This is a genomic window from Terriglobales bacterium, assembly GCA_035624455.1.
Classification (GTDB): domain Bacteria; phylum Acidobacteriota; class Terriglobia; order Terriglobales; family Acidobacteriaceae; genus DASPRM01.
On the sequence record DASPRM010000160.1, the window covers coordinates 1 to 15,452 of the forward strand.

Annotated in this window: 16 protein-coding genes; 13 read left to right on the forward strand and 3 right to left on the reverse strand. The window is 58.2% G+C overall.

What is annotated here, in order from left to right; genetic code table 11:
* Nucleotides 1-631: alpha-amylase family glycosyl hydrolase (locus VEG30_18610; protein ID HXZ81948.1), on the reverse strand; the 631-nt coding region annotated here is incomplete at its 3' end.
* A 259-nt stretch (nt 632-890) separates the two neighbouring features.
* Here VEG30_18610 and VEG30_18615 point away from each other — a divergent pair.
* The 8 genes from VEG30_18615 to VEG30_18650 all read left to right on the forward strand — a co-directional run bounded on the left by VEG30_18615 (nt 891) and on the right by VEG30_18650 (nt 8,037).
* The gene (locus VEG30_18615; protein ID HXZ81949.1) at nt 891-2,129 is read left to right on the forward strand and encodes a cyclopropane-fatty-acyl-phospholipid synthase family protein; all 1,239 of its coding nucleotides are present in this window, start codon (nt 891-893) and stop codon (nt 2,127-2,129) included.
* Nucleotides 2,108-3,247: an NAD(P)/FAD-dependent oxidoreductase gene (locus VEG30_18620; GenBank protein ID HXZ81950.1), complete on the forward strand. Its 1,140-nt coding sequence runs from the start codon at nt 2,108-2,110 to the stop codon at nt 3,245-3,247. Before VEG30_18615 ends, VEG30_18620 begins: the two co-directional genes overlap by 22 nt.
* Before the next feature lie 7 nt (nt 3,248-3,254).
* Nucleotides 3,255-3,770: a hypothetical protein gene (locus VEG30_18625; GenBank protein HXZ81951.1), complete on the forward strand. Its 516-nt coding sequence runs from the start codon at nt 3,255-3,257 to the stop codon at nt 3,768-3,770.
* 116 nt (nt 3,771-3,886) lie between these two features.
* Entirely contained in the window at nt 3,887-4,357 is a 471-nt protein-coding gene (gene msrA, locus VEG30_18630) for a peptide-methionine (S)-S-oxide reductase MsrA (GenBank protein ID HXZ81952.1), read from the forward strand.
* Between the two features lie 197 nt (nt 4,358-4,554).
* Nucleotides 4,555-6,492, forward strand: a complete 1,938-nt coding sequence (locus tag VEG30_18635) for an ABC-F family ATP-binding cassette domain-containing protein (GenBank protein HXZ81953.1) — start codon at nt 4,555-4,557, stop codon at nt 6,490-6,492.
* Nucleotides 6,489-6,884 (forward strand): hypothetical protein, encoded by a 396-nt coding sequence (locus VEG30_18640; GenBank protein HXZ81954.1) that lies wholly within the window; start codon nt 6,489-6,491, stop codon nt 6,882-6,884. The genes VEG30_18635 and VEG30_18640 overlap by 4 nt, the downstream gene beginning before the upstream one ends.
* A gap of 10 nt (nt 6,885-6,894) precedes the next feature.
* On the forward strand, nt 6,895-7,245 hold the full coding sequence (locus VEG30_18645) for a hypothetical protein (GenBank protein HXZ81955.1): 351 nt from the start codon (nt 6,895-6,897) through the stop codon (nt 7,243-7,245).
* A 12-nt stretch (nt 7,246-7,257) separates the two neighbouring features.
* A complete protein-coding gene (locus VEG30_18650; GenBank protein ID HXZ81956.1) occupies nt 7,258-8,037 on the forward strand; it encodes a glycerophosphodiester phosphodiesterase in 780 nt (259 codons plus the stop codon).
* Here the strand turns inward: VEG30_18650 and VEG30_18655 are convergent.
* Nucleotides 8,020-9,654, reverse strand: coding sequence for a glycerol-3-phosphate dehydrogenase/oxidase (locus VEG30_18655; protein ID HXZ81957.1), 1,635 nt, complete (start codon nt 9,652-9,654; stop codon nt 8,020-8,022). The two genes, VEG30_18650 and VEG30_18655, sit on opposite strands and share 18 nt — an antisense overlap.
* A 113-nt stretch (nt 9,655-9,767) precedes the next feature.
* Here VEG30_18655 and mazG point away from each other — a divergent pair, with 113 nt between their 5' ends.
* From mazG to VEG30_18675, 4 genes are all read left to right on the forward strand, one after another.
* Nucleotides 9,768-10,667, forward strand: coding sequence for a nucleoside triphosphate pyrophosphohydrolase (mazG, locus tag VEG30_18660; protein HXZ81958.1), 900 nt, complete (start codon nt 9,768-9,770; stop codon nt 10,665-10,667).
* Nucleotides 10,664-11,473, forward strand: a complete 810-nt coding sequence (locus VEG30_18665; GenBank protein HXZ81959.1) for a GNAT family N-acetyltransferase — start codon at nt 10,664-10,666, stop codon at nt 11,471-11,473. Before mazG ends, VEG30_18665 begins: the two co-directional genes overlap by 4 nt.
* A 37-nt stretch (nt 11,474-11,510) precedes the next feature.
* A complete protein-coding gene (gene menC, locus VEG30_18670; protein HXZ81960.1) occupies nt 11,511-12,620 on the forward strand; it encodes an o-succinylbenzoate synthase in 1,110 nt (369 codons plus the stop codon).
* Nucleotides 12,621-12,691: 71 nt separating this feature from the next.
* Nucleotides 12,692-13,627, forward strand: coding sequence for a DMT family transporter (locus VEG30_18675; GenBank protein HXZ81961.1), 936 nt, complete (start codon nt 12,692-12,694; stop codon nt 13,625-13,627).
* 67 nt (nt 13,628-13,694) lie between these two features.
* On the opposite strand, the gene VEG30_18680 is transcribed toward VEG30_18675, so the two are convergent.
* Entirely contained in the window at nt 13,695-14,543 is an 849-nt protein-coding gene (locus VEG30_18680; protein ID HXZ81962.1) for a hypothetical protein, read from the reverse strand.
* A gap of 429 nt (nt 14,544-14,972) precedes the next feature.
* Between VEG30_18680 and VEG30_18685 the strand changes: the two genes are divergently transcribed.
* Nucleotides 14,973-15,386, forward strand: a complete 414-nt coding sequence (locus VEG30_18685) for a polymer-forming cytoskeletal protein (protein HXZ81963.1) — start codon at nt 14,973-14,975, stop codon at nt 15,384-15,386.
* Nucleotides 15,387-15,452: the final 66 nt, after the last annotated feature.

Sequence of the window (15,452 nt, forward strand, 5' to 3'; positions counted from 1 at the left end):
CAACGTCCAGAACTACGCCGATGCCGATGGCATGGGCTTGATCGACGAAAAAGCGCAGATCGTCAGGCAATCCGTAGAGCCGGGTGGGAGCAAACAGATCAACACCGTCATAGCCCCAGCCAAAGCGTCCGGCGAACTCCGCTACCGGCATCATTTCCAGGACTGTTATTCCGGTTTCTCTCAGATAGGGAAGTTTCTGGGCGGCCGCGCGCCAGGTCCCCTCGGGCGTAAATGTGCCTACGTGGAATTCGTAGATTACCTGGCCTTTGAGGGGCACACCGCGCCAGCTTTGATCTTTCCATGCGAACCTTTCCCAGTCGACTACCTGCGAAGGCCCGTGGGGGCCCTGGGGCTGAAAGCGCGAAGCCGGATCGGGGAAGGCCGGTCCGCCATCGAGCACAAACCGGTAGAGCGAGCCGGATGCGGCCTGCTCGATGATTGCCGAAAAGTAGCCGTTATCCTCGCGCTGAAGAGGGAAGCGCTGCGTACCGGAAGCGGATTCGAGTGCCACCTCTACCGAGCGTCGGGCCGGGGCCCAGACGCGGAAGTGAACACCGGCGCCTTCGGAAAGAATTTCGGCTCCGACCGGCAGATGCCGGCTTACACGAAGAGAAGAGGTGGTTGGCAGCATCGTGCCCTAGATGGTAAATCCTGCAGGGTGGGTTGGATCGCGTTCGGAAGGGAGGATGTCGAAGTCGCGGCTCCAAAGACCCATTTCCGCCAAAGGAAGACGGAAGGGCGGGGCAGCACACAACGGTAGCCGCCTCGGCTACTCCAAGGTGGGAGTACCTTCCAATCGCTGTCTTGAGCTAGTTTGATTACAATTTACCCGGTTACAATTCACGCCGTTAGAATTCGCGTCGTTAGATCACCCCCGGGGGGAACTCAACATGAGCTCCTTGACCTCATGGATTGACCGCACTCTGGAGAGCGTGGTGCGGCGGATTGCGGACCCCATATCCGTTCGGTTCTCGCCGTTTCTAGATCGCACCGAGAATGCTGCGGTGCAGTCGACTACGCCGGCCGTTCGTATCGCCGATCGACGCACTCTGGTTTCCCTGGCAATGAATCCGGAGGTTGGTTTTGGGGAAGGATATTCGACAGGGAAGATTACGGTCGAGGGCGACCTGGTAAGACTGCTCGAAATGACAAGCAAATCACCTTCGCGAACGCAAACCTGGCCGGCACGGCTCTTTTCGCGGTGGCTGCGGTGGATGCAGGCGAACACGCTGGGAGGATCACGCAGGAATATTCATCACCACTACGATCTGCCGACGGATTTCTACCAACTCTGGCTCGACCCCGAGCTGGTCTACACCTGCGCGTATTTTCCTGAACCGACGGCTACCTTGGAGGAAGCTCAGCAGGCGAAACTTGACCTGGTATGCCGGAAGCTGTGGTTACAGAGTAATGAAAAAGTGGTCGAGGCGGGGTGCGGATGGGGCTCGCTCGCCATTTACATGGCCAGGAACTATGGCGTTCAGGTCAAGGCCTTCAATATCTCACGGGAACAAATCGCATTTGCTCGTGAGCGAGCGAAGCGGGAAGGATTAACCAGCCGGGTCGAGTTCATCGAGGACGATTACCGAAATATTCGCGGGGATTTCGACGTGTTCGCATCTGTGGGCATGCTGGAGCACGTGGGCCGGGAGAACTACCCGGAGCTGGGCCGGATCATTCGCCGCGCCATCGGCGATCGGGGCCGCGGTCTTCTCCACTTCATCGGGCGCAATTACCACAGACAACTGAGTCCCTGGCTGCGCAAGCATATCTTTCCTGGAGCCTATGTGCCGACTTTGCGCGAAGCCATGGAGGTGATCGAGCTGCAACATATGGGAGTGCTGGACGTCGAAAATCTTCGCCTGCACTATGCCCGCACGCTCGAGCACTGGCTGGCGGCGTTCGAACGCTCCTTCGATTCGGTGGTTCGCCGTTTTGGGATCAACTTTGCCCGCACGTGGCGCCTCTACTTGGCGGGGTCGATCGCTGCCTTTCGTACCGGCTCGCTGCAGCTCTTCCAAATGGTATTTGCCGGGCGGGAGTGCCAGCACATTCCGTGGAACCGCGCGTATCTCTATCAGACTCCTGACGACCGGGAAGAGGCAACGTGGATTCGTGCGATATCCTGATCGTCGGCGGTGGTCCTGCCGGCTCATCCTGTGCCTGGGGACTGCGTTCTTCCAACCTGGATGTGGTCATTGCCGATCGTGCGACCTTCCCACGCGAAAAGCTCTGTGGCGGCTGGATTACGCCTCAGGTACTACAGGCACTGGAAATCAATCCCACCGAATATGCCAACGCCGGGAATAGGGACGCTCGCATCCTGCAGCCCATCACGGGATTTCGTGTGAGCTGCCTGGGGCAGCCCGATGTGGCCGTCCATTATGGGCGAGCTGTGAGCTACGGCATTCGCCGGTGTGAATTCGATAACTATTTGCTCAGACGCTGCGGAGCACGGTTGCGTGAAGGCAAGGCGGTGAACAGCATTGAACAAACCCGCGATGGCGACATTGTCGTGAACGGCGAGATCAAGACCCGTCTTCTGGTTGGGGCTGGCGGCCATTTCTGTCCGGTTTCCCGTTGGATGGGGAATCACGACCATGTGACTCCGGTATTGGCGCAGGAAATCGAATTCGAGATGGATGAGGGGCAGGCTGCCGGGTGTGCGTTTTCCGGCGAAGTACCTGAGCTTTTCTTCTGCAGAGACATTCGGGGCTATGGCTGGGTGTTTCGGAAGGGGAACTATCTGAACATCGGGCTCGGGCGTCTGGACAAGCACGCTCTCGGCGGGCATATGAGCGGCTTTGTTCAGTCGCTTCGCAGGGAGGGCAAGCTCGGGTTTGATCTACCAAGCCGCCCTGGGGGTCACGCATACCTTCTCTTCGGGCATTCTCAACGGAAACTGGTCGGCGATGGCGTGATACTGATCGGCGATGCCGCAGGTCTGGCTTACTCGCAGAGCGGGGAAGGGATTCGCACCGCGGTCGAATCCGGACTGATCGCCGCGGAGGTAATCAGGGGAGCTGCGGGTAAATACGGTCGCGAACGCCTTCAGCCGTACATTGAGCATCTGCAGCACCGTTTTCACAACGGGTCGGGTAAATGGGAGGCGCTGGGTCGCCATGTACCGCGTGCGGTTCGCGATGCGTGCGCGCGCCTGCTGCTTAGAAACCGCCGGTTCTGTCGCGATGTGATCGTGGAAAGCTGGTTTCTTCACCGTGGCGATCAAGCCCTGAGTTTCAGCTGAGTGGACTATGAAAAAGACAACCTGGACAGTTCCGATGTTGGCGGCTTTGACCTTCGGCCTCCTGCAAGCCCAGACTCAGCAATCGGCGGATGGGCATCAGATAGGCGTAAACAGCCGCGGCGATCACGCGATGGGATTTTCGCACGAAAGGACCACTCACCACTTCCGGCTTTATCCGGACGGAGGAGCCATCGAGGTGACAGCCAACCAATCCAGCGATATCGATAGCCGCAACATGATCCGCACACATCTTTCTCACATCACGAAGATGTTTGCTGCGGGCAATTTCAACACTCCGATGTTTATTCATGACACCGTGCCGCCCGGCGCTACCACGATGTCGGAGCTGCGCGATCACATCGATTATCGGTACTCGGACATCCCCGCCGGAGGGCGAGTAAGAATTCACAGCAGCGACCCCACAGCTGTAGCGGCAGTTCATGATTTTCTGAGTTTTCAAATTACGGACCACAAAACCGGAGATTCGCCGGCGATCACACAAGACCCAGCAGAACGGCATTAGTCCCCCGAGGGCCAAGAACTCGCCCAATCGGCCCGCGAAGGATTCTGGCCCCGCATGTTCGTGAACCCTTCGGCAATGCCGGAGTATCAAATCCGGTGGAAACAAGGAGAAATGGGATGGAAAAGGCGACATTTGGCGCGGGATGTTTTTGGGGTGTAGAAGCAGCATTTCGCGAGATTCCGGGTGTGATTGACGCGGCCGTCGGGTATGAAGGTGGCTCGCTCGAGCGGCCCAGCTATCAGGATGTGTGCACCGACCGCACAGGTCACGCTGAAGTGGTTGAGGTGACCTTCGATCCAGCCAAGATTTCCTACGAAACGCTGCTCAACAAGTTCTGGGAGATGCATGATCCCACGACTCTGAATCGGCAAGGACCGGATGTCGGGACTCAATACCGCTCGGTAATCTTCTATCACTCGCCCGAGCAGCAAAAGATTGCTCAGGAATTGAAGAAGCGGCTACAGGAATCGGGGAAGTTCCGCCGTCCCATTGTGACCGAAATCGTTCCCGCCTCTGCTTTCTGGCGCGCGGAGGAATACCACCAGCGCTACCTCGAAAAGCGGGGATTGAGGGCGTGCCATATCTGAATTGGGCCGAGCAGCACGAACAGCCCTGCTTCGCCAAAATGAACAGAATCACGTAGGAACGGACGTCGCCGTCCGTTCTGGTCGAGCATAGCTCGACAGGTGTATCAAGCTCGCTGGGGTTAGCCAGCCTTCCGCGCTCTTTTGGCAGAGGGTGGGATCGTCGCAATAATTCATCCATCTGAGAAAATAGTTCCTGCATGATCCAACTCTCCGCAGCCGGGAAGCGCTTCGGTCCTAAGCTGCTCTTCGAAAACCTCGACTGGATGATCACGCCGCGCGATCGCGTCGGACTGGTGGGGGCGAACGGCTCAGGTAAATCTACCCTGCTGAAGATATTGGCCGGGCAGGAGAGCCTCGACTACGGCTCCATGAACTCCACCAAGGGCATCACCGCCGGGTATCTGCCGCAAGACGGGCTGACGCTCTCCGGCAAGACCGTCTTTGCCGAGTGCATGAGTGTATTCGCCGACGTGCGTTCCATGGAGGAGGAACTGGAGTCGCTGACTCATCAGATGGCAGAGTTCGATCACCAGAGCGCCGAGTACGAGCAGGTGGCTGAACGGTTTCACCGGGTGGAGCACGAATTTCGCACGCGCGATGGATATGCCATCGAAGCGCAGGTCGGGACTGTGCTGGCGGGATTGGGGTTCCACAAAGACGATTGGCAGAGGCCGGTGGAGGAATTTTCTGGCGGCTGGCAGATGCGCATTTCACTCGGCAAATTGCTGCTTGAAAAGCCCAATCTGCTGCTGCTCGACGAGCCCACCAACCATCTCGATCTCGAAACTCGAAACTGGCTGGAGGAGTACCTCGCCGATTATCCGCATGCATACGTGGTGATCTCGCACGACCGCTACTTCCTGGATGTGACCGTCAAAAAGATTATCGAGATCTGGAATCAGGGTGTGCACTTTTATCCGGGAAATTACGATCAGTATCTGAAGCAGAAACACGAGCGTCAGTCCCAGCTTGAGGCAGCGTACAAAAATCAGCGGGAGAAAATTGAGCAGTTAGAGGCATTCATCAACCGCTTTCGTTATCAGGCGACCAAGGCCAAGCAGGTGCAAAGCCGCATCAAGGAACTGGAGAAGATTGAGCGCATCCAGGTTCCGCCGGAAGAGAAGACCATCCACTTCAGCTTCCCGCAACCCAAGCCCAGCGGACGAGCGGTGGCGGAATTCAAAGGAGTAGCCAAATCCTACGGTACCAAGGCAGTGCTGCGCGACGTCGATTTCGTGATCGAACGCGGTGACCGGATTGCCCTGGTCGGAGTCAACGGGGCAGGGAAGTCGACGTTGATTAAATTGCTGGCCGGAATTGAGCCGCTCACGGCCGGCGAATACAAGGTGGGACACAACGTCGAGCGCGATTATTTCGCCCAGGACCAGTACAAGGAGCTTCAACCTGAGCGTCGTGTTTTGGATGACCTCGAGCGCGTTGCGCCCCGCGCCACTCAGACCGAGCTGCGGAACCTCTTGGGATGTTTTCTGTTCTCCGGGGATGACGTCTTCAAGCCCATCGGCGTGCTTTCGGGAGGAGAGCGCAACCGGTACGCACTGGCACGCATGCTGATGCAGCCTTCCAATTTTCTGCTGCTCGACGAGCCCACGAACCATCTTGACCTGCGCGCCAAGGACGTTCTGCTGGAAGCGCTGGCGAAGTTCAGCGGGACCGTAGTCTTTGTCTCGCACGACCGTTACTTCCTCGACAAGCTGGCCACGCGCACCTTTGAGGTAGCGGATGGGCATGCGAATGTCTATCCAGGAAATTATGAGGACTATCGCTGGCGCAAGGAGCAGCAAGGGCGGCCACGGGAAGAAGCCGCACCGGCCGTAGTCTCGGGCAGTGGTTCGCCGGATCGCAACAGGTCTGATCAACCCACCGATGCCTCGGTCAAGACGAAGCGAATCAATCCTATCAAGTTGCGGCAGATGCAGGAGCGACGCCAGGAAATCGAAGAAGAAATTGCGCGGCTCGAGCACAGTATCACGGAGAGCGAAAGCGCCCTGGCGACATTCAACAGCGCCGAAGAAACACTCCGCCTAACCAAGCTGGTGGAATCGCAACGTTCGCAACTGGAGTCGCTGATGGGCGAGTGGGAAGAAACCTCGCAGGCGCTGGAGACAAATGCGTGAAGGCCACGCGCATGTTTGCGATCGTGGCATTGGTGTTTGTCAGCTTGTCCGGGATAGCCGGCGCGATTCCGATGCTGACGCATCCCGCGGGTGAACCGTGGGGCATGCCGCAAAGCCTGCTGCGATATTCTCCATTTCGCTCTTATTTGATCCCTGGAATCATTCTCCTGCTGGCGATTGGCTTGCTCAGCCTCTGGGTGCTCTGGCTGACGCTCGAGAGGCGCTCGGGCTACGGCTGGTGGGTGGCACTACAGGGTTGCGTGCTCTTGGGGTGGCTGCTCACCGAGGTGGTGATGCTCAGGCTGGCAATGTGGGCGCATTACCTGTACGGCGCCGTGGCGCTAGTCCTGATCGTTGCAGGCGTCGCTCTAACGGCAAAGCCTGCCGCCTGAAAGCCCGGATGTGAGAAACCCCGCCGGCAAAGGCGCTTTGGGTTATCATGACCCCATGGGAAAGAGCACTGCACCCTACGAGATCACCTGTCCATGCTGCAATGCGGTACTGAAGGTGGATCCCGGGACCAAAGCGGTGATCGGGCACACAGCGCCCGCGCATCCGAAGATGTTCTCGGACCTGGAAGCGGCCGCGCGCGCGATGAAGGAGCAGGACAGCCGGAAGGAATCGATCTTCAAGCAGTCGGTGGAAGCGGAGAAGAATCGCGCCGATCTGCTGGAGAAGAAATTCCAGGAGGCCGTGCGCAAGGCTAAGGATGCCCCCGACACCCCGCAAATCCGGGACTTTGATCTCGATTAAGCGCGGAGCGCGATGACCTCTGAAGCTGCGCGTGCCAGCTCGACTGCGAAAGCCTCTGCTGTGCCCGGCCGCCGCCCGCTATTGCTCGCACATCGCGGCGCCCGCCTGTACGCTCCGGAAAATACGATTGCCGCATTTGAATTCGCCCTGGCTCATGGATGCGACGGATTTGAGTGTGACGTTCGCCTCACCGTCGATGGGGAAGCCGTAATCTGCCACGATCCCAAGCTGTACGCACTTGAGGTCAGCCGCAGCAACTACCGTGAGCTGGTAGAGCGTAGTCTTCGCAATCAGGGTGGGGATGGCGGCATCCTGGAAATGGCTCATGCGCTGGTGCTGCCCAAGCTCGAGACGGTCCTGAAAACCTTTGCCACATCGGCGTTTCTCAACATCGAGCTGAAGGTCAGGGGACTGGAAAACATCGCCATGGATGTTCTAAATCAGTATCCACCCAAGCGCGGTTGCGTAGTTTCGTCCTTTTTGCCCGAGACCCTGGAATGGCTGCATGAGCTGGGAGCACGCTTCGATCTAGGCTTGATCTGCGAAACCAAGGGCCAGTTTTCCGTGTGGTCGAAGCTGCCTGTGAAGGCGGTGATGCTGCACCACAGGCTCGTCGACGAGGACCGGTTGCGCGAATTGCGGGAAGCAGGCAAGCAGATCTTTGTCTGGACGGTGAATACGGAGGAGGGGATGCGCTACCTGGCGGGGCTGGGTGTAGATGGGATCATTTCCGATGACACAGTGCTGCTGACGCGCACCCTGGGCGGGGACCCGTTAGCGGCTGAGGGGTGATGCCAGCGGTGCCGGATCCGGCAAGCGGCGGAATTCCCCCCGTTCTTGTTCGCAATCCTCAGCTCTTCGCGCGACCTCAGCTTCACTCCAACCTAAAACTGCTCCAATCCTTTGGCTCGCGGTACGACTGCATTCGGCGGACCAGCATGCTCCCAACCCAACCGGCACACGCCTCAGCACGACATCGGCCAATGTGACCGGAAGCTCTTTGCGCAGTGCATAGACAGCCTCGGCCACGAGGTGAGGAGTGTGCTCGCAGAGCGTAAGGCGCAAACGGTCGTCGCTTGCTGCCAATTGGGCGATCGCCTCCGCGCTTCGTCCTTGCCATTCGATCATGGCGCGGGCACTGTCGAGGGAAATTCCGCCGGTTTGAGCAAGTTCGCGGCTCCAGCGAAGAAGAGCTATCGAAAAATCCTGGCCGCCAGCGGCGATTGACCAGCCCTGCGGCTCAACTGTCTCAATCCCCATCCCGGCGACGCATTGGCGAGCCAGACTGGCGGCTGTGGTTAGTTTGCCGCCGACCACCGAAATCATTCCGGCTGCGCCTTCCTCCGCGTGGTCGTGCAGAAAATGGCGGCGGGTAATGGAGGCTGCCGCAGAAGCAGGCACAAAGGGCAGCGGACGAATTCCAGCCCAGGCGAAGCGAATGTCTCCGAAGCCAACCTTCCAATGAGGGAATAGGCGGTGGACGGAGTCGAGCAGATAGACGATCTCCTCGGAACTGGGCCGCGCGCAACGGGCGTCGGAGTTGTCGGCGACCTCGGTTGTCCCCACCAGGAGCTGATTATTCCAAGGAATCAAAAAGACGGGTCGGCTATCCACTGCCTCGGTGTAAATGGCGCTTTCCGGTGCTCCCGCAAGCCTGGGCAGAACAATATGCGAACCACGAACTCCACCGATCAAGGGGGTGGGAGTGTGAATTCCGGAATCGCGGCACACCGAATCCGCCCAGGGACCGGTAGCATTGATGATCGACGATGCGGAGATGCGCGCCTCCTCCGATGACAGCACATCGCGCACGCGAATGCCGGTGACGCGCCCTGCGGACGTCTCCGCCGCCAGCAGCTCGCTGTGATTGCGGGCAACCAGTCCGCCAACTATTCCTTCGACCAGCCATTCGGCAACCAGGCGCTCTGGAAATTCGCACTGCGCATCCTCGTAGCACAGCACCGACCATTTCTGTCCGGAATCGAGCAGCCGCTCCAGTTGCGCGGATAGTTCACGCGCACGGATCGGCTTGGGTGTGCCCCCGAGCTTGCGGTATAGCCAAAGCCCCAGGCGGATTTCAAGCACGTTGCGCCGGCCATCGGGCGGCAGTGCCAGCAGGAAATTGAGTGGATGGACCAGGTGGCGGCGATCACGAAGCAAGCGGGCGCGATCCTGAAGGGACTCGCGTACCAATGCCAGCTCTCCGTACTCAAGGTACCGAAGACCACCGTGAATGATGCGGGTGGAGCGGCTGGTGGTGCCGCTGCCGAAATCATGACGTTCGACGAGAAGAGTACGGCGTCCAGCGAGAGCGCACAGCCGCGCGATGGCTACGCCGTTAATGCCGCCGCCGATTACGACGATTTCGAATTCTTGGCCCGCAAGGGAGGGTCGTGCATCAGCCCGCATCAACTCCTAGAGTAACTGGGCGCACAGATTTTGGGCAGACTCATTCGCGGTGCGTCGCTGGGATCCCGGTCTTCGATTTTGCATTGCCTCCGCTGTCATTTAGATTATTTCCGATGGCGAGTACAGGCGACCGTTTTGAGGAAGCAGTTTCCATCATGGCGCGTTTGCGCGCTCCCGGGGGCTGTCCGTGGGACCGCGAGCAAACCTTCGATTCCATCAAGCCCTACACGCTGGAAGAGGCGTACGAGGTCCTTGAGGCGATCGACAACCGCGACTGGGACGAACTCAAAGGCGAGCTGGGTGATCTCCTGCTCCAGGTGTTGTTCTATGCGCAGATGGCAGCGGAAGAGGGCCGATTTTCCATTGACGATGTGCTGGACCGGTTATCGGACAAGCTGGTAAGCCGCCATCCACACGTATTCGGCGATGTGAAAGCGGAAACCTCGGCTGACGTATTGCGCAACTGGGAAGCGTTAAAGGCGGAAGAGAAGAAAAAGCGGCTGGATGCGGGAGGAGGGAAGAACGCCCAGGCAGAATCGAAGCCGGATTCCGTCTTGGCGGGCGTTTCCAGCGGAGTTCCGGCATTGCTGGAAGCCTTCAAGTTGAGCTCGCGGGCGGCACACGTCGGATTTGAGTGGCCAAAAATCGAAGGCCTGTTTGACAAGCTGCAGGAAGAGACAAGCGAACTTCGGGAAGAGCTGGGTCATTTTCCGGCACCCGGGCCGCGGCCTCCCCAACGAGGAGTGGCCGGGGGTAGCGGGGAGAGAATCCCCGAGGACCTGCGGGCCAAGCTTGAGGATGAAGTTGGGGATTTGCTGTTCGTCGTAGTGAACATTGCACGCTATTTATCGCTGGATCCGGAATCGGCTTTGCGCAAAACCAACCGCAAATTCCGCCGCCGCTTTCAATGGATGGAACATCGCCTGCAGGATCAGGGGCGAAAACCGGCGGAGTCGAACCTGGAGGAAATGGAATCGCTGTGGCAGGCGTCCAAGAAACAGGAGTCGAAGTGAGCATCGCATCGCCGGGAAGGGAAATGGAAGCAGCCAAAAAGAGCCAGGAGATCGCTATCCGGCGCTGCGACAGCCTGGAGGAATTCGAAGCCTGCGTGCAACTGCAGAGAGAAGTCTGGAACTTTTCCGATATCGACCTGGTTCCGGCCCGTCTGTTCGTGGTGGCCAACGGCATCGGAGGACAAGTCATTGGGGCGTTCGATGGCAATCAGATGGTGGGTTTTGCCATGGCAATTCCGGGCAGCCGGAAGGGGCATTCCTATCTGCACTCGCACATGCTGGCGGTAAAAGAGAGCTATCGCAATCTGGGATTGGGCCGCCGGCTGAAGCTGTTCCAGCGTGAGGATGCCCTGTTTCAGGGATTTGAACTGATCGAATGGACCTTCGATCCGCTGGAAATCAAGAATTCCTTTCTCAACCTGGAGAAGCTGGGCGCGATCGCGCGGCGCTACTACGTGAATCATTATGGAATCACCAGTTCCGCGCTGCAGGGTGGGATGCCGACCGACCGCCTGATCGCGGAGTGGTGGCTGAAATCGAAACGTGTTTTGAACCTTTTGGATGGTGGCGCGAGGCCGGCGTTCACAGTGGAGGCACGCATCGATGTTCCCGCAGAAATTTATCGGTGGAGAGTATCGGAACAGGATCGCGTGAAAGCAGTGGAAATTCAGAGGCGCAATCGCGATTGCTTTCTCAAGGCGTTTGCTGCCGGCCAGGCAGCACTGGGATATGAACGCGATGCCAAAGGGAACGGCACGTTTCTGGTGGGAAAATGGGATGAAGAGTGGTCCTATGGGGAATTCTAAACCGGTAAGTGGTAATCGCGTAATCTGACGAATCATCATGAGAGTTGAAGCCATCACCCTGCGGGAGATTCGCATGCCGCTGGTCCATTTTTTTGAGACTAGCTTCGGCAGGACCACGGACCGGCGCATCCTGCTGGTGGAGCTCCATTGTGAGGGCATTAGCGCCTGGGGCGAGTGCGTCGCTGGTGAAAACCCCTTTTACAGCGAGGAGTCGATCGATACCGCCTGGTATGTGATGGTTCGATACCTGGCGCCCGCGATCGCAGGCAAGCGTTTCGAGCGGGCTTGCGAATGCGCGCGGCTCTTCTCCCCGCTTCGCGGGCATCGCATGGCCAAAGCGGCATTGGAAAACGCACTTTGGGACGCGGAGGCCATGGAGCGAAATGTGCCGCTCTGGAAGCTGCTGGGAGGCACACGCAAGGAGATCCCTTGCGGGGTGTCGATTGGCATTCAAGACAGCGTGCAGCAGCTGAGAGAAAAAATCGCTACTGAGCTGGAAGCCGGTTATCAGCGAATCAAAATCAAAGTCAAGCCGGGCTGGGATATTAACGCGTTGGAACAAATCCGCAGCCGCTGGCCGGATATCCTGCTGAGCTGTGATGCCAATTCCGCCTATACGCTCGACGACATAGCAACCTTGAAAGGCTTTGACCGCTTCCACCTGCTCATGATCGAGCAGCCGTTGTGGAGCGATGATTTCTATTTTCACGCTCAACTGCAGAAGCAACTGCAGACCGCCATCTGCCTGGATGAAGCGATTGTGAGCGCGCGGGTGGCCCAGGCCGCACTGGAGTTGGGATCCTGCCGGATTGTCAATATCAAGGTTGGCAGGGTGGGAGGCTTCAGTGAGGCGGTCCGCATCCACGATGTCTGCCAGCAGCACGCGATTCCAGTGTGGTGCGGGGGCATGCTGGAGGCAGGTATTGGAAGGTCTCACAATATCGCACTCTCGACGCTAGCGAACTTCAGCCTGCCCGGGGATGTTTCGGCTTCCAGGAGATATTGGGAAGAAGACATTATCGATCCCGCTGTAGAAGTGTCGCCTCAGGGCACGATCCACGTTTCGGAAAGGCCAGGCCGCGGTTACGAAGTGAAGCTCGATCTGATCGAAAGGCTGACTACCAGGCGAGAGACCGTGAGTTGCTGAACGCATTACAAGTTCTCATTATGTAAGACTTATCCGCTCGGGAACCGGCGGGAGTACGCAGGGAGACTAGTGTGAATGCCAGAGCGAGAGTTGCCTTCGCCATCGTTTCCGTCTTATGGGGCATCCCCTACCTGTTTATCAAGATTGCTGTTGATGATGGGGTCCCGCCGGCCTTTGTCGCCTGGGTGCGGGTCGTCCTCGGTGCCATAATCCTTCTTGCACTCAGTTGGAATATGGGTGTGTTTAAGGCCGTCCGCGGCCGCTGGAAGTGGGTCGCTGCGTTTGTATTGGTTGAAATCGTAATACCTTACCCCCTGATCGCTATCGCCGAGCAGCACGTTAATTCGTCTGTTGCGGCAATTCTGATCGCGGCGGCGCCCCTCTTCGTGGCCCTGCTGGCGCTGGGCTTCGATGCCAGTGAACGCATTGGCGGCGGGCGACTCGCCGGTCTCTTAATCGGTCTGGCTGGTGTAGTGATGTTCGTGGGAATTGATGTCGCAGGCCGGAAAGACGAATTATTTGCGGCCTTAGCGATTCTTGCCGCCGCTTTCTGCTATGCCGTCGGTCCAATGGTCTTTAAGCACCATTTGTCCGACCTGGATTCCCGCGTCTCCATGAGCGCGAGCCTGCTCGTTGCTGCGATGCTCCTCGCGCCGGCTGCAGCCTTGCAGCCCATAAGAGTGATCCCTTCCACCGCGGCCGTACTCGCGTTGCTTGGTCTCGGCGTCCTCTGTACGGCCGCGGCCTTTATCGCCTTTGGTGTGCTGATTACGGAAGCGGGACCAGGCCGCTCGGTGGTGGTCACCTACATCAACCCGGTGGTAGCAGTTGCCGCCGGTATGGCGGTACGGGGTGAGCATGTCGGCACTGGGGCTTTCCTTGGGCTGGGCCTGATTCTGCTGGGGTGTCGGCTCTCCACAGAGGGCCGCTTGCTCCGACGTCCTGCTTCGGGAATTCCAGGTGCAATCCCCCCACTACCAGATGCCAGCGGCGAAATCGGAGAGTAACGCGAAGCTTCTCGCCGCTTCCTTATTGGCTAATTGCTAAGTGCTAATCGCTAATTGGCTGACTGCCCTACTTGTTCCCGCCCCCTTGCTGCGCTCTAGTGCTTGCCATGTCGTCGTCGGCAGTCTTTTTCAGCAGCTCGAGAGCCTGAGCAATGTTCATTGCTGGAACGCGGCGGTAGTCGGACGTGGTTTCGTGCTGTTGGATGTCGATGTGTTTGAACAGGAGGGCCCGGCCGGCAAAGTTGAGAGACATGCTGGTAAGGTCCCATTGGCCATCGCCCACTTCGGTCTGTTCGATCGCGAACCGCCCGCCCTTGTATAAACGGCCTAGGATACCCCAGCCGAAGTTCACGTCCTCGACCAGCGTCGCTTCCAGTGAGGCGATTCTGTCCTGCGGGACCGCTATACGCATAGTTCCTGCCATCCCCGTGTAAACCTGCAACTCGCGAGATGGGGGATCGAAGTTCGGATTGGGTTTGAAATTCAAAACTACAATCTGCCCGTTCTTGCCTGATTCGGTGGCGGCGTAGGTATAGAGAAAAGCATCCGATAGGGCTTGTACCATGCGTCGGACGCGCTGGTCGTCTTCCTGCTGGGATTTTTGCTTTTCCTTAACTGCGCCGGGATCGGTGAGCAGCCGATGCAACCGCTGCTCCTCCTTCTGCTGCTGCTCTGGAGTGAGCGGCTTGCCTCCCAGAGAGATCAGGCGTCCTAAAACCAGATCCTGGCCGGTCTCAACCATTTGTTTAACTTCCACCGGGTTATTGCCCTTTTTCTTGACGTCCCGATAAGTAAAGTACAGCCCCTTTTGAGGCGGCTTGAGTTCGTTCTCAACCGTCAGGCGGACCAACTGCAGAGGGTTAGTCCCAGCGTTGGGGCTCGGCTGGGATGCTGGTTCCTGGGCTATGGCTGGCACGCAAATCGCGGCTAAGAGAAAGCTTAGGATCGATTTTGACTTGAGGTGGATCACGTCGGTGCTGTTCAATATCGTAACCCGGAAAAGCAATCCTGCAGTTAGGACGGGGAGCGGCCGGTTCAGTGTTGCCCGAAACTTACGGCCGTTTGGGGGTATTGTCCGGAAATAACCGGACTTTATGTGACTTTGGAAACCAAAAGGGCAAAATCGCAATTGCCGCTGGTGAGCCGGTTGAGTATATTCGTGTAAGTTACTGCGGGCGGGAAGTTTGCATGGTCGCCGCAGGTCGGGCTCCAAGCTGCCGGCTGAAGGGCGGTGCAGGGGCGCACGGTGCTGACGAAAGGCTTCAGAAAAAGCAGACAAATTGCGATTCGGGGCGTACGAATTGCTTTCCAATCCTTTCAGTAGACTCCTCAAGGAGGGTCGTCCGTGGAACCTGTAAAGCCACTCGATAGCCGCCAGGTGGCGAATATCGGGAAGTCGGTGGTGATCAAGGGAGAGTTATCGGGAAGCGAAGATCTCTATCTCGATGGGGAAGTAGAAGGCAACATCGAGCTGAATGGAAACAGCCTTACTGTGGGTCCCAATGGGCGGGTACGAGCTCATGTGAACGCCCGTGAAGTGGTGGTCAATGGCCATGTGGATGGCAACATCGGCGCCACCGAACGGGTGGAGTTGCGCAAATCGGCCGTGCTGGTGGGGGACATCCGCACGCAGCGCATCATGATCGAAGAAGGCGCGTACTTCAAGGGATCGATTGATGTGCAGCGCGAAGGCAAAGCGGAAACCAAACGGGAATCGGCCACTCTGGAGCCGGCAGGAGCTGCAGTTTCCCAGAAGTGATGTTGAGCTACCGGCGTGATCGAAGGTCTGAGGCGCCAAGCTGGAATTTTCGACCAGCGCACGCTC